At 60.6% G+C, this 14,251-nt stretch carries 13 protein-coding genes; 9 read left to right on the top strand and 4 right to left on the bottom strand.

Annotation, left to right across the window (positions count from 1 at the left end; all coding sequences use genetic code 11):
* Window positions 1–67: 67 nt before the first annotated feature.
* Window positions 68–661 (bottom strand): TetR/AcrR family transcriptional regulator, encoded by a 594-nt coding sequence (locus tag GGD50_RS23010; protein WP_183939718.1) that lies wholly within the window; start codon window positions 659–661, stop codon window positions 68–70.
* Between the two features lie 160 nt (window positions 662–821).
* Here GGD50_RS23010 and GGD50_RS23005 point away from each other — a divergent pair, with 160 nt between their 5' ends.
* Entirely contained in the window at window positions 822–1,220 is a 399-nt protein-coding gene (locus GGD50_RS23005) for a RidA family protein (RefSeq protein ID WP_183939716.1), read from the top strand.
* 15 nt (window positions 1,221–1,235) lie between these two features.
* Here the strand turns inward: GGD50_RS23005 and GGD50_RS23000 are convergent, their stop codons facing one another.
* Together GGD50_RS23000 and GGD50_RS22995 are read right to left on the bottom strand one after the other, a co-directional pair.
* The gene (locus GGD50_RS23000) at window positions 1,236–2,513 is read right to left on the bottom strand and encodes an NAD(P)/FAD-dependent oxidoreductase (RefSeq protein ID WP_183939714.1); all 1,278 of its coding nucleotides are present in this window, start codon (window positions 2,511–2,513) and stop codon (window positions 1,236–1,238) included.
* Between the two features lie 12 nt (window positions 2,514–2,525).
* Window positions 2,526–3,194 (bottom strand): haloacid dehalogenase type II, encoded by a 669-nt coding sequence (locus GGD50_RS22995; RefSeq protein ID WP_183939712.1) that lies wholly within the window; start codon window positions 3,192–3,194, stop codon window positions 2,526–2,528.
* A gap of 326 nt (window positions 3,195–3,520) precedes the next feature.
* On the opposite strand from GGD50_RS22995, the gene GGD50_RS22990 reads away from it, so the two are divergent.
* The 7 genes from GGD50_RS22990 to GGD50_RS22960 all read left to right on the top strand — a co-directional run bounded on the left by GGD50_RS22990 (window position 3,521) and on the right by GGD50_RS22960 (window position 11,973).
* Window positions 3,521–4,360: a GNAT family N-acetyltransferase gene (locus GGD50_RS22990; protein ID WP_183939711.1), complete on the top strand. Its 840-nt coding sequence runs from the start codon at window positions 3,521–3,523 to the stop codon at window positions 4,358–4,360.
* 11 nt (window positions 4,361–4,371) lie between these two features.
* Entirely contained in the window at window positions 4,372–5,745 is a 1,374-nt protein-coding gene (locus tag GGD50_RS22985) for an aspartate aminotransferase family protein (RefSeq protein ID WP_183939709.1), read from the top strand.
* A gap of 273 nt (window positions 5,746–6,018) precedes the next feature.
* A complete protein-coding gene (locus tag GGD50_RS22980; RefSeq protein WP_183939707.1) occupies window positions 6,019–6,735 on the top strand; it encodes an HAD-IA family hydrolase in 717 nt (238 codons plus the stop codon).
* A 74-nt stretch (window positions 6,736–6,809) separates the two neighbouring features.
* On the top strand, window positions 6,810–8,420 hold the full coding sequence (locus tag GGD50_RS22975) for an ABC transporter substrate-binding protein (protein ID WP_183939705.1): 1,611 nt from the start codon (window positions 6,810–6,812) through the stop codon (window positions 8,418–8,420).
* A gap of 96 nt (window positions 8,421–8,516) precedes the next feature.
* Complete coding sequence (locus tag GGD50_RS22970) at window positions 8,517–9,467, top strand: ABC transporter permease (RefSeq protein ID WP_183939703.1); 951 nt, start codon at window positions 8,517–8,519, stop codon at window positions 9,465–9,467.
* A gap of 2 nt (window positions 9,468–9,469) precedes the next feature.
* Window positions 9,470–10,312, top strand: coding sequence for an ABC transporter permease (locus tag GGD50_RS22965; protein ID WP_183939701.1), 843 nt, complete (start codon window positions 9,470–9,472; stop codon window positions 10,310–10,312).
* Window positions 10,312–11,973 (top strand): ABC transporter ATP-binding protein, encoded by a 1,662-nt coding sequence (locus GGD50_RS22960; RefSeq protein WP_183939699.1) that lies wholly within the window; start codon window positions 10,312–10,314, stop codon window positions 11,971–11,973. The genes GGD50_RS22965 and GGD50_RS22960 overlap by 1 nt, the downstream gene beginning before the upstream one ends.
* Window positions 11,974–12,009: 36 nt before the next feature.
* Here GGD50_RS22960 and GGD50_RS22955 read toward each other — a convergent pair whose 3' ends face one another.
* Complete coding sequence (locus tag GGD50_RS22955; protein ID WP_183939697.1) at window positions 12,010–12,486, bottom strand: Lrp/AsnC family transcriptional regulator; 477 nt, start codon at window positions 12,484–12,486, stop codon at window positions 12,010–12,012.
* 250 nt (window positions 12,487–12,736) lie between these two features.
* On the opposite strand from GGD50_RS22955, the gene GGD50_RS22950 reads away from it, so the two are divergent.
* Window positions 12,737–14,062 carry an NAD(P)/FAD-dependent oxidoreductase gene (locus GGD50_RS22950; RefSeq protein ID WP_183939695.1) on the top strand — a complete coding sequence of 442 codons (1,326 nt, stop codon included), beginning with the start codon at window positions 12,737–12,739 and terminating at the stop codon, window positions 14,060–14,062.
* The last annotated feature ends 189 nt before the right edge of the window (window positions 14,063–14,251 follow it).

Raw genomic sequence — 14,251 nt, 5'->3', positions numbered from 1 at the left:
CGCCAAAATGGGCGCCCTACCGACATGCAGCGCGGACATCCTGACGGCTTCCTCGCCTGACAGGAATTCACGCGGGCTTTGCGAGAAGACCGGCAGCTAACGCATGGAAGGTCTCGATCGCCTTTGGCAGCACATGCTTCGGATCGTCGCTGGCTGCGACCCAAAGAGCGGCGTTGAGCGCGGCGCCGCTAAGAAGCCGAGCGGCGGCCTCCGCGTCGAGAGGCTTGAAAATCTCTTTGGCGATAAGACGCTCTACTGTCCGCTTGGTGTCCTGAAAGCAACTGCTCTGGCTGGGCCATCTTGATGGATCACCCAATACGGCGGGTCCGTCGAGCAGAACGATACGTTGAACTTCCGGAACCAGCGCCATCTCGATATAGGCGGCGCCTTCGGCAAGCAGGCCCTTCCAATCATCCCCCGCCCGTGCGCCGATCTCTTGGGCCTGCGATGCCATTTCCGAGTCTATCTGATCGACAACTGCCGCGAGAAGCCCGCGCTTGTCTCCGAAATTGTGATAGAGCGCCCCGCGTGTCAGGCCGACTTCTCCGGTCAGCTCGTCCATCGAGGCAGCCGAATACCCTTTGTCAGCAAAGGCTTTTCGCGCGGCCGCGATGAGTTTGGCACGGTTCTCCTCCATCGTATCGACACGTCGTTTCGCCATCTTGCCCTCGAATTTCATATACGTTGCGTATGTGGACTTGACATACGGTGCGTATGTCGGTTACTTCACATACGTACCGTATATGAGATGCGGCAGTGTGTGAAGCGGATTGCGTCATGCTCATCCGCTACCGGCAAGGACAATGAAGAAAGGATCGAGAATGACCAAACGCGAGGCAATTTTTCCCGCCGGAAGGCATGCCCTTTATGAGGAGCATGGCTATTCTGCCGCCATTCGCTCCGGGGACCTCCTGTTCGTTTCAGGACAAGTCGGCAGCCGTCCCGACGGGACGCCGGAACCTGATTTTGAACATCAGGTCCGTTTGGCTTTCGAAAACCTCAAGGCTACGCTGGACGCGGCGGGGTGTACGTTCGATGACATCGTGGACATAACGACGTTCCACACGGACCCGGAAAACCAGTTCGCAACAATCATGGCCGTCAAGCAAGAGATTTTCAGCGGTCCGCCCTACCCGAACTGGACGGCCGTCGGCGTGAATTGGCTTGCGGGCTTCGACTTCGAGATCAAGGTTATCGCCCGTATCCCTTCGAAGGCATGATTTTCGAAAGCTTGGCTATTGGAACCGGTCGAGCGTCTTGTAATACATGCCGACGAGCGGCAGGAACCAGGGCTTGCCGAAATGCCCCGGCACCGCCGGCCATTCGAGGTCCTTGACCGGATTGCGATCGGCCTTTCCCAAGATGGCATCGGCAATCATCATGCCCATATGCGTCGCCATCTGGGCGCCATGGCCAGAATAGCCCATCGCATACCAAAGCCCGTCGACATAGCCGGCACGGGGGAACCGATCCTTGGTCATGTCGACCAAGCCGCCCCAGCAATAATCGATCTCGATCTTAGCCAGATGCGGGAAGATTTCCGCGAGGCTGGCGCGCAGGATCTCGCCGCTCTTGGCGTCGGATTGTTGATCCGACGTCGCGGAAAACCGCGCCCGGCCGCCGAATATGAGGCGATTGTCCGGCGAGAGCCGGAAGTAATTGCCGATGTTGAGCGAGGTAACGCAAGTGCGGTTGCCGGGCACGGTCGCAGCGATCTCCGCCTTGGTCAGCGGACGGGTCGCGATGATGAAGCTGCCGACAGCAACGATGCGACGGCGGAAATAGCTGAAGATGCCGGGAGTATAGGCACCGGTTGCCACAAAAACATTGTCTGCCGATAGCTTGCCGCGGGCGGTCGTCAATTCATGCCGGCTGCCATTGACCTTCCTGTCGGTCACGGCGGCATTCTCGAAGATCACCGCGCCGCTGCGTACTGCGGCTTCAGCAAGACCGACCGCATAACGCCCCATATGCATCATGGCGCTTTTCTTGGAGAGCATGGCGCCATGAAAGGATGCCGATCCGATTTCCGACTTGAGATCGTCAGCGGTCAACAGTGCCGTATCCGGATCGATCTCGCGATGGACCACTTCGAAATTGCGAGCAATGCTGTCGAAATGTGCCGGCTTGGAGGCAAGCTTCAGTTTGCCCGCACGGCGGAAATTGCAGTCGATCCCCTCCTCCGTGACGATCCGTTCGACAGTGTCGACGGCATCGTCGAAGGCGCGATAGAGTGCCTTCGCCCGCTCGACACCGAGCTCTTGCTTCGCCGCGATGAAACTATGGGCGATGCCGTTGTTGAGATGACCGCCATTGCGGCCGGACGCGCCGGAACCGACCGTGCCCGCCTCCAACACGACCACCTTAGCACCGGCCTTGGCGAGCTGAAGCGCCGCCCCTAATCCGGTAAAGCCGCCGCCGATCACGGCAACGTCGTAGTGACCTTCGACCGGCGCGGTGCACTGCTTTGCAAAGCGTGGGGCTGTGTCGTGCCAATAGGATTTGAACTGCATGGCGGCCTCCCGTCAGAGCCCGACGACGCCGGGCAGACCGGAAATATCCTTGATCTCGGTATACTCATAGTAGGGATTGGCCGGCTCGTGACCCCGGTTGACCCAGACCTTGTGCTTGATGCCGAGATCATAGGCCGACATCAGATCATAGCGGAAAGACGAGGAGCAATGCATCACGTCTTCCGGATTGCAGCCGAGCATATCGAACATATATTCGAACGCCTTGAAGCGCGGCTTGTACGCATTGGCCTGCTGCGCCGTGAAGACGGCATGGAAAGGCGCACCGAGCTTTTCGACATTGTGCATGATCTGCTCGTTCATCGCATTCGACAGGATGACCAGCGGGATTTCCTTGGCGACCTTTGCAAGGCCTGCCGGCACGTCCGGATGCGGTCCCCAGCTCGGCACGGTTTCATAGATCGAACGGGCATCCTCGGCACGGAAGGCAACGCCATTCTTGCGGCAGGTCCGCTCGACGGCATTGTGGAGCACTTCATTATAGGGTTTCCAGTCCCCCAGAATCTCATCCAGCCGGTAGGCCGCGAAATTCTTGATGAACTGCGTCATGCGCGGCTGATCGAGCTGGCCGCCATAGATCTTCTGGGCAGCTTCGGCCATCTGGAAATTCGTCAGAGTGCCATAGCAGTCGAAGGTGATATATTTCGGCCGGAACTTCGTCATGTCTTTGGTCCTTGCATGAATGCCGCGCAGGCGCTGATGAATGAGGACATCATAGGCAGCCTTCTTCCATCGGTTCACCGCATTTAAGCCGTCACGAAGCAGAATGTTTTGTATCGCCGCTCTGGTTTGGCAGAGAGTTGCGCGTCGTCACAGGCGCCTTGCCGCCGAAATCCGTAATCGCAGCCTGCGACGCCAGCCGCCCGGCATAAGATGCGGCGCGCATGCCGGCGGACGGTGGAAGATACCGCTGCCGCCCTTTCGTCGGGACGATCTTCTTCCGCTACGGGTCTATCAAAAAGAAAAGCAACGGACGGGAGAAAAAGCCTGTGCAGGCAACCGGGATCGATCTTCGCCCCCTCGACCATTCTCACCTTCAATCGGCCCTGGCACTGTCGCGTCAGGCAGGCTGGCCACACCGGCTGGAAGAGTGGCAGATGCTGCTGGAACTCAGCCGCGGCCTTGTGGCTATCGAGAACGACAAGGTCGTTGCGACAATCTTCGTCACTCCCTATGGCGACGACGTCGCAACGATCAACATGGTGATCGTCGACGAATCGATGCGTGGGCGTGGCATCGGCCGCCGGATCATGCAGGCGGCTCTGGAGATCGTCGGTGACCGTGAGTGCCGGCTCATTGCGACCGCCGATGGTCTGCCTCTTTATGAAAGTCTCGGCTTCGAAAAGACCGGCACGATCGTTCAACACCAAGGCCCGCTGCGCGCATGCATTGCGCCATCGACGGTGGATTGGGCAACGGCTGCCGATCTCGACCAGATCGTCGCCCTCGACCGCATCGCTTTCGGGGTTGATCGCGACGCACTTATCGAAGCTCTTTTCCAGGCGGGTCGGCTGGCGGCTCTCCGCGAAGCCGACACACTCCGCGGTTATGCGGCCTTGCGGTCCTTCGGCCGTGGCGAACTCTGCGGCCCGGTCGTCGCGGAAACCGCTGCTAATGCAGAGGACCTTCTGAGCTTTTTGTTCGCCGCCCGGTCAGGCGCATTCATGCGCGTCGATACCGGGAGTGAAACCGGCCTTGCTCCGTTCCTCCTCGAACATGGTCTGGCCCATGTCGGCGGCGGCATCACCATGTGCCGCGCAGCGTCATCTGCCCCTTCATCCATTCCCAGCGTTCACACATTTGCCCTGGCCAGCCAGGCTCTGGGCTGAAGAGAGACATCATGCTGAGCAATTCCCTTATCGAACTTGATCGCGCCCACCTCGTTCACCCCGTCGCCTCCTATCGCGGGCATGAGCAGGCCGGCGTCCGCGTGTTGAAATCCGCCAAGGGCGCGACCGTTACCGATGCGTCGGGCCATCAGATGATCGACGGCTTTGCCGGTCTTTGGTGCGTCAATGCCGGTTATGGCCATGACAGCATCGTGGAGGCGGCCGCCCGCCAGATGCGCGAGCTGCCCTATGCCACCGGCTACTTTAGCCTCGGCTCCGAACCAGCCATCCGGCTCGCCGCCGAATTGGCCGATCGCGCACCCGGCGACCTCAACCATGTCTACTTCACGCTCGGCGGCTCCGATGCCGTCGACAGCACGGTCCGCTTCATCCGCTACTATTACCATGCGCTCGGCAAGCCCACGAAGGATCAATTCATCTCCCTCGAACAGGGCTATCACGGCTCATCCACCGTCGGTGCCGGCCTGACGGCGCTTCCGGTCTTCCATGCCGGCTTCGGCATGCCGCTCGACTGGCAGCACAAGATTCCCTCGCATTATGCTTATCGCAACCCCGTCGGCACCGATCCGCAGGCGATTATCGCCGCCTCAGTGGCCGCACTGCGCGCTAAGGTCGTGGAACTCGGCGCCGAGCGCGTGGCGGCTTTCTACGCCGAGCCAATCCAGGGTTCGGGCGGCGTACTGGTGCCGCCGGCCGGGTGGATGAAGGCAATGCGCGACCTTTGCAGCGAACTCGACATTCTGTTCGTTGCCGACGAGGTGATCACGGGTTTCGGACGCACCGGTCCGCTGTTTGCCTGCTCGGATGACGACATAGTCCCCGACCTGATGACCACCGCCAAGGGGCTTACCTCCGGCTACGTGCCGATGGGAGCCGTCTTCCTGACGGAGCGGGTCTATAACACGATTGCCGACGGTGCCGGCGCCGCTGCGGTTGGCCATGGCTATACCTATTCCGCGCATCCCGTCAGCGCCGCGGTCGGTCTCGAAGTGCTACGCCTTTACGAGAACGGTCTGCTGGAAAACGGCGTCAAGGCCGGAGCGCGGCTGATGGCCGGTCTTCGCGATCTCTCTTCGCATCCGCTGGTCGGCGACGTGCGCGGGCGCGGCATGCTCGCGGCCGTAGAACTGGTGGTCGACAAGGCGCGCAAGACGCCCCTGCCCGCGGCTGCCGAGCCGGCGCGGCGGATCTTCGATCGTGCCTGGAACAACGGGCTCGTCATTCGCGCCTTCGGCAACGGTGTTCTTGGCTATGCACCGCCGCTCTGCTGCACCGATGGGGAGATCGATGCGATCATCGAACGCACGCGCAGGACGCTGGACCAGACCCTGGAAGACCCTGATGTACGCGCGGTGCACGCTTGAGTGCGAAAACGGGCCTTCGCAGGGAGCGGCGAAATACCGCTTTGCGCTCATATTCGCAATATTGTGCCGCCGCAGCTCTCCCATTCAGAGAATCCGGTGAGCCTTTACTGCGAAACTGAGCTGACTGCAGATGCTCAAAGGCCGAAAAACCGGGATTTTCGGGAGATACGCGAAAATCCCAACCAGAATGAGGACAGCATTTTCTTCTGCATTCAGCCGGCGATCGGAACTGGATGCACTCGATCAAGAACAGACATTGGCGAGGGCAGACACTTGGCAAAGAGCCTAGCGGATTTCAAATACTTCACCTTTGACGTCGTCGGAACGCTGATCGACTTCGAAGGCGGCATCAAGGATTGCCTGGCGGCAATCGCCGACGAAGCCGGTGTTTCCGTCGATGGCGAGGAAGCGCTCGCCCTCTATCGCGCCGAACGTTATTCCGACGATGCCGATCTGTTTCCCGACGATCTGGCCCGTGTCTATTTGGCCATCGCGCCGAAGCTGGGGCTGCCGGTTGAACAGGCATATGGCGAGCGCCTGCGTGATTCCAGCAAGAGCTGGAAAGGCTTTCCCGACAGCGCCGAAGCTCTCAAGCGCCTTTCGCAACGTTACAAGCTTATCGCCATGACGAATGCCCGCCGCTGGGCCTTCGAGCACTTTTCCAAAGAACTCGGCAACCCGTTTTATGCCGCATTCACCGCCGACGATACCGGCAGGGAAAAACCCGATCCGGCCTTCTTCGAGCAGGTCTTCGCCTTTGTTGCGAAGGAAGGCTGTTCGAAGGACGACATTCTGCATGTTGCGCAGAGCCAGTATCACGACATCGGCATTTCGCGCCGGCTCGGCATGACCAATTGCTGGATCGAGCGACGCCATGCCCAGAAGGGCTATGGCGGCACGATCGAGCCGAAGGAGTTCACCAGGCCCGATTTCCATTTCACCTCCATGGCAGGGCTTGCCGATGCGGTGGAGGCCGTCAGGGCCGCCTGAGCGACGACTATCCGGTACCGACCTCGCGTGAAAAGACGAGGCGCACCAATCAAACCTTAACAAGGGGAACGCAAATGAACGACAAGATCACGAATTGGACCAGCGCAGACGATGCCATGGTCGAAAATGCCATTCGCCGCGGTGCCACCCGCCGCGATCTCCTGCAGATGTTCCTTGCCGGCGGCATCGCTGCCGCAGCCGGCGGCGCAATCTTTGGCCGCGCCTCGGCGGCTTTCGCCGCAACGCCGGTCTCGGGCGGCTCGCTGAAAGCAGCCGGTTGGTCGTCGTCGACGGCCGACACGCTCGATCCGGCCAAGGCATCGCTTTCGACGGACTATGTCCGCTGCTGCGCCTTCTACAACCGCCTGTCCTTCCTCGACAAGGACGGCGTCACGCAGATGGAACTCGCCGAAAGCATCGAAAGCGCCGACGCCAAAGTGTGGACCGTCAAGCTGCGCAAGGGCGTGACGTTCCACAACGGCAAGACGCTTTCGTCCGCCGACGTCGTCTATTCGCTGAACCGCCATCTTGATCCGGCAGTTGGCTCGAAGGTCAATGCGATCGCCAAGCAGATGATCGGCATCAAGGCCGTCGATCCGCAGACCGTCGAGATCACCCTGGCCAATCCGAACGCCGACCTTCCGACCATCCTTGCCATCCATCACTTCATGATCATTGCCGATGGCACGACGGATTTCAGCAAGGCCAACGGCACCGGCGCATTTGTCTGCGAAAGCTTCGAACCCGGCGTCCGCTCCGTTGCCGTCAAGAACAAGAACTATTGGAAGTCGGGTGGTGCGCATCTCGACTCCTTCGAGTTCTTCGCGATCGAGGACGACTCCGCGCGCGTCAATGCGCTGCTTTCGGGCGATATCCAGCTCGCTGCATCCATCAATCCGCGCTCCATGCGGCTTCTGGACAGCCAGAAGGGCGTGACGTTGTCGAAGACCACCTCCGGCAATTACACCGACCTCAACATGCGTCTGGACATGAGCCCAGGCAACAGCAAGGACTTCGTGACAGGCGTCAAATATCTCCTGAACCGCGAAGTCATCCAGAAGTCGGCGCTGCGCGGACTTGCCGAAATCGGCAACGACCAGCCGGTGCCTCCTTCCAACATCTACCATAATGCCGATCTGAAGCCGAAAGCCTTCGATCCGGAGAAGGCCAAGTTCCACTTCCAGAAGTCGGGTCTGCTCGGCCAGTCCATTCCCGTGGTCGCTTCCGAGGCCGCAACCTCGTCTGTCGACATGGCGATGGTGCTGCAGCAGGCCGGCGCCGAGATCGGCATGAAGTTCGATGTCCAGCGCGTGCCCTCCGACGGCTACTGGTCGAACTACTGGCTGAAGGCGCCGATGCACTTCGGCAACATCAATCCGCGTCCGACTCCGGATATTCTTTTCTCGCTGCTCTATTCCTCTCAGGCTCCCTGGAACGAAAGCCAGTACAAGTCGGAGAAATTCGACAGCATGCTGATCGAGGCGCGTGGCTTGCTCGATCAGGCCAAGCGCAAGGCGATCTACGGCGACATGCAGGCGATGATCGCGGAAGAGGCCGGCACTGCCATCCCGGCCTATATCTCCAACGTCGACGCAATTTCTTCGAAGCTGCACGGCCTGGAGGCCAATCCGCTCGGCGGCATGATGGGTTATGCCTTCGCGGAATATGTCTGGCTTGAAGCCTGATCCCTGCCTTCGTACCCGACCGGTGGTGCCTCGGCACCACTTGTCGGGTACAGTGCCGTATCGTCGGCACTTCCGTTCTCGCGATGGGGATCTGTCATGAACCGCCACGTTCTTTCTCTCGTGCTCGGCCGCGTGATCGTAGCCTTGATCACGCTGCTCATCGTATCGTTCACGGTGTTTGCGGCAACAGAAATGCTGCCCGGTGACGTGGCCCAGATCCTCCTTGGTCAAGCCGCGACCCCTGAAGCAGTCGCGGGCCTGCGCGCCGCCATGCATCTGAACGACCCGGCCATCCTGCGTTTCGTTCGCTGGCTCGCCGGCCTTGCCACGGGCGATCTCGGCATTTCCTACGCCAACAACATGCCGATCGCCGATCTGATTGGCGCCCGGCTCGGAAACTCGCTGAAGCTTGCGGCGGCCACGACCCTGTTTTCCGTGCCGATCGCTCTCACGCTCGGCATTACCGCGGCCATGCTGCGCGGCTCCCTCTACGACCGCATTGTTACCGTGGTTTCGATCGGCGTGATTTCCGTGCCCGAATTCATGGTCGCGACTTCTGCGGTGCTGATCTTTGCCGTCTATCTCAAATGGCTGCCCGCACTCGCTTTCGCCAATGAGATCCACTCCTTTTCCCAGATGCTGCGTGTCTTCGCGATGCCGGTCATCACGCTGAGCTTCGTGATCTCGGCGCAGATGATCCGCATGACCCGCGCAGCCGTCATCGAGACGCTGAACACACCCTATGTGGAAATGGCGCTCCTGAAAGGCGCCTCGCGCCCGCGCATGGTCCTGAAACACGCATTGCCGAACGCACTCGGCCCGATCGTCAATGCCGTGGCACTTTCGCTCTCCTACCTGCTCGGCGGCGTCATCATTGTCGAGACCATCTTCAACTATCCGGGCATCGCCAAGCTGATGGTGGACGCTGTCGCCACCCGGGATCTGCCGCTCATCCAGACCTGCGCCATGATTTTCTGCCTCGTCTATCTGCTGCTGATCACCATTGCCGACATCATCGCTATCATGTCCAATCCGAGGCTGCGCTGACCATGGCTCTTACCGCACTCACCCCTCGCCGGTTCGGCTTCCGATTCAATATCGTCGGCATGCTCGGCTTAGCCGTCATCCTCGCCTGGGCATTGGTCGCCATCTTCGCGCCGCTGCTGACCCCCTACCCGATCGGCGACATCGTCGATTTCGATTATTTCGGGCCGATGTCCGCCAAGTTCTGGCTCGGCACCGATTATCTCGGTCGGGACATCTTCTCCCGCATCCTCATGGGTGCGCGCTACACCGTCGGCATCTCGCTCGCCGCCGTCTGCATTGCCTGCTTCGTCGGCGTCGCGCTCGGCATGATCGCAGCGGTGATCGGCGGCTGGTTTGACAGTGTGCTCAGCCGCTTTCTCGATGCGCTGAACTCTATCCCGAGCAAGCTGTTCGGCCTCGTGGTCGTCGCCGGCGTCGGCTCGTCGATCCCGGTGCTGATCATAACGCTCGCCGTCATCTACACGCCCGGCGCCTATCGCTTCTCGCGGGCACTCTCGGTCAATATCAACACCATGGATTTCATCACGGTCGCCCGCGCCCGCGGAGAAGGGGCGCTCTATCTCATCCGCTCTGAAATCCTGCCCAACATCCTTGGGCCTGTCATGGCGGATCTCGGCCTGCGCTTCGTCTTCATCGTGCTGCTCCTGTCGGGACTCTCCTTCCTCGGCCTCGGCGTGCAGCCGCCGAATGCGGATTGGGGCGCGCTGGTGCGCGAAAATATCGGCGGCCTGCCCTTCGGCGCGCCGGCAGTGATGTTCCCGAGCATCGCGATCGCCAGTCTGACGATCAGCGTTAACCTGCTGATCGACAACCTCCCCCAGAAGATCCGAGACCGGAGCAATTGATGGCCAAACTCGTCGAAATTTGCGACCTGAAGGTCGAGGCCAAGACGGATGCCGGCCGCCAGGTCGACATCATCTGCGGCGTCAGCTTCGATATCCAGGAAGGGGAAATAGTTGCCCTGATCGGCGAGAGCGGCTCGGGTAAAACCACGATCGCACTGACCCTGATGGGCTATACCCGGCAGGGCTGCCGGATCAGCGGCGGCCAGGTCCTGCTCGCCGGCAAGGACATGGCAAGCCTGCCCGAAAAGGCCAGGGCTCGCATCCGCGGAACCGAGGTCGCTTATGTCCCGCAAAGTGCTGCGGCAGCCTTCAATCCAGCGCAGACGATCATGGAGCAGGTGATCGAAATCACCCGCATCCACGGCCTGATGCCGGCCGAGGAGGCAAAGACGCGTGCCGTCGAGCTCTTCAAGGCGCTGAGCCTGCCGAACCCGGATACGATCGGCGCGCGCTATCCGCATCAGGTGTCCGGAGGCCAGCTGCAGCGCCTTTCAGCCGCCATGGCACTGATCGGCAATCCGAAACTCATGATTTTCGACGAACCGACGACAGCGCTCGACGTCACGACGCAGATCGAGGTTCTCCGGGCTTTCAAATCGGTGATGAAAAAGGGCGGTATTGCCGGCGTCTATGTGTCTCACGATCTCGCCGTCGTGGCGCAAGTCGCCGACCGCATCGTCGTTCTGAAGGGCGGGGAAGTCCAGGAAATCGGCAAGACCGAACAGATCCTCTCCGCACCCGCGCATCCCTATACACGCCAGTTGCTGGGTGCCTTCGAACCAAAACTCTATGCCTCGCCTGCGTCGACAGAACCGGAAAAGACACCCGCCCTACTGGAGGTGACCAACGTCGTGGCGGGCTATGGCCCCATCCAGCCGAACGGCCTACCGGCTGCGACCGCCCTCAAATCCGTGAGCCTTAGGCTCGAAGCCGGCCGCAATCTCGGCGTCATCGGCGAATCCGGCTGCGGAAAATCGACGCTTGCCCGCGCCATAGCCGGCATCCTGCCGCCGGTTTCCGGGAACGTCGTGTTCAACGGAAAACAGCTTGCCGCCGATGCCCGCAATCGCCAGCGCGAAGAGCTGCAAAAGCTGCAGATCGTCTTTCAATTTGCCGATACGGCGCTCAATCCTGCCAAGTCGATCGGTGAAATACTCGGGCGGCCGCTTGCCTTCTATCACAATCTCGGCCGCAGGGAGCGTGAGGCGCGCATCGACCAGCTACTCGACATGGTCCACCTGCCCAAGGCTCTCAAGCATCGGCGCCCGCCGGAACTGTCTGGCGGCCAAAAGCAGCGCATCAACCTTGCACGCGCACTTGCGGCCGAGCCGAAGCTCATCCTTTGCGATGAGATCACCTCGGCCCTCGACACGGTCGTTGCCGCCGCCATCCTCGACCTTCTCAAGGAACTGCAACGCGAGCTCGGGCTTTCCTACATCTTCATCAGCCACGATCTATCGACCGTGCAAGCGATCTGCGACGAGATTGCGGTGATGTATGCAGGCGAGAAGATCGAGCAACTCGCATCCGCCGATCTCGCCCGCGGCGCCAAGCATCCTTATTCCAAACTGCTCTTCTCCTCGGTGCCGAAGCTCAGCACCGGCTGGCTGGATAGTTTGGAACAAAATCCCGAGCTGGTGGGCGCCTTTGCGAAACGCTGAGCCGCGGTTCGGCGAATAGACAGCCGGGAAAAGGGATTAGACCGGAAACAGGCTGGTGAGCGGCATATGCGCTTTGACGATCGGCGATTTCAGCACGACGAAGCTGAAATATTTGTCGATACCGATTTCCATGTCGATCAGCCGTTCCATGGTCGTCTGGTATTCGGCAATGCCGGCGGTCACGAACTTCACCAGATAGTCGTAGCCGCCGGAAACGAGATGGCATTCCACCACCGAGTCCACCTTCTCGACCGCCGCGAGGAATCGAGCAAAATCGATCTGGCGATGGTTCTTGAGCGTGACCTCTGTGAACACCGTCAGCGTCTGCCCGAGCTTGGCGATGTTGATCTGCGCCGAATAGCCGATGATATACCCTTCGGCTTGCAATTTCTTGACCCGCATCAGGCAGGGGCTGGGCGAGAGATTGACGAGTTCGGCGAGTTCCACATTGGTGATGCGGCCGTTTTTCTGCAATTCGTAAAGGATCTTGATGTCGATCCGGTCGAGTTTCATCGGCGCGCTCCATTTCGCGGGCAGCGAAGCGCTGCATGGCGGAATAATCTTTTGTCATTTTATGCGGAAAGCCTTGCATAGCAAGCGAAATCGAACCCTATAACGTCAATATAACCTCGTAAAATCCGCATCTTAGCACAAGTATTCGCCATGGCCGCATTCGACCGAAGGAAATGCTGTCTGACGGCGATCTGCAGCATTTGCCCTGGGAAACCTCGACTAAAATGCTCGCCTGTAACCGGAGAGTGCCATGCCCGCCCCCCTTCTTCACATCGAAACCACCCCAGCGCTACCCAAAGAGGCTGATGTCGTGGTGATCGGCGGCGGCATTGTCGGGACCTTTGCCGCCTATTATCTCGCGCGGCGAGGCTTGAAGGTCGCGCTTCTCGAAAAGGGGCGGATCGGCGCCGAACAGTCCAGCCGAAACTGGGGATGGTGCCGGCAGCAGAACCGGGATGCGCGCGAACTGCCGATGGCAACCAAAAGCCTGGCCCTTTGGGAAGAATTCGGCAAGGAAAGTGGAGAGGACACAGGCTTCCGCCGCTGCGGCCTGCTCTATCTGAGCAATGACGACACGGAACTTGCCGGTTGGGCACGCTGGGGCGAGTTCGCCCGCGGTGTCGGTGTCACCACCCATATGCTTGACCAAAAACAGGCAAGTGAATTCGGCTCCGCAACCGGCCGGCGCTGGAAAGGCGGCGTCTTCTCGCCGACCGACGGCACGGCCGATCCGTCTCGCGCTGCCCCCGTGATCGCCCGCGCCATTATGGCGCTCGGCAGCAGCGTTCATCAGATGTGCGCAGCCCGCGGTCTTGAGGCCAAAGGCGGCCATGTCAGCGCCGTCGTGACCGAGGCCGGTACGATCCGTACCCGAATGGTGGTGATGGCCGGCGGCGCATGGACATCGTCCTTTTGCCGGCAGCTCGGCATTCGCTTTCCGCAGGCATCGACCCGCGCCTCGATCCTCTCGGTCGCGCCCGGTGCCGAAGGCCTGCCGGCGGCCCTGCATACTGCCGCGGTCTCGGCCACACGCAGAGGCGACGGCGGCTATACTCTGGCGATCAGCGGCCGCGCCCGCATCGATCCGACATTGCAGCAGCTTCGTTTCGCCCGCCATTTTGTGCCGATGTTCGCCAAGCGCTGGCGCAGCCTCGCTCCCGGTGGTCTCGAAGGTTTAAAGAACGGGCATGAAACTCTGTCGCGCTGGCGGCTCGATCGGCCGACACCGATGGAACGGAACCGCATTCTCGATCCCCGTCCGGATCACAAGCAGATCGAATTGACCCTTGAGCGGGCGCGGGCATTGCTTCCAGCGCTTGCCCATACGCCGGTTTCCGCTGCATGGGCGGGCTATATCGACAGCACACCCGACGGTGTCCCTGCGATCGGCGAAATCTCGATGCTGCGCGGATTGATCCTGGCGGCAGGCTTCAGCGGCCACGGCTTCGGGATCGGCCCGGGCGCCGGCCATCTCGTCGCCGATCTCGTCACCGGCGCGAAGCCGATCGTCGACCCGAAGCCCTATCATCCGGATCGGCTGAATGGCTCGGTCTGGGGCGAGGTCGCGGAGTTTTGACAGCTTCACAGGCGAGCCGACGGCGCGTAATATAGCCACAGTCGCCAGCACTGACATTGTGCTTGCAAGCATCATCGCAGAAAATCTGGACGCCAGTAGCCTTAAGTCCGGCCGTCCAATGATCGATGCTCTTTGACAGGGCATCGCGGGGTATCCCGATTGGAATTTTGCTTCTCTGTGCAGTTTTTT

Source organism: Martinezella paranaensis, assembly GCF_014200235.1.
In the GTDB taxonomy this organism is placed as follows: domain Bacteria; phylum Pseudomonadota; class Alphaproteobacteria; order Rhizobiales; family Rhizobiaceae; genus Rhizobium; species Rhizobium paranaense.
This window is presented reverse-complemented; position numbering and strand designations above follow the sequence as displayed.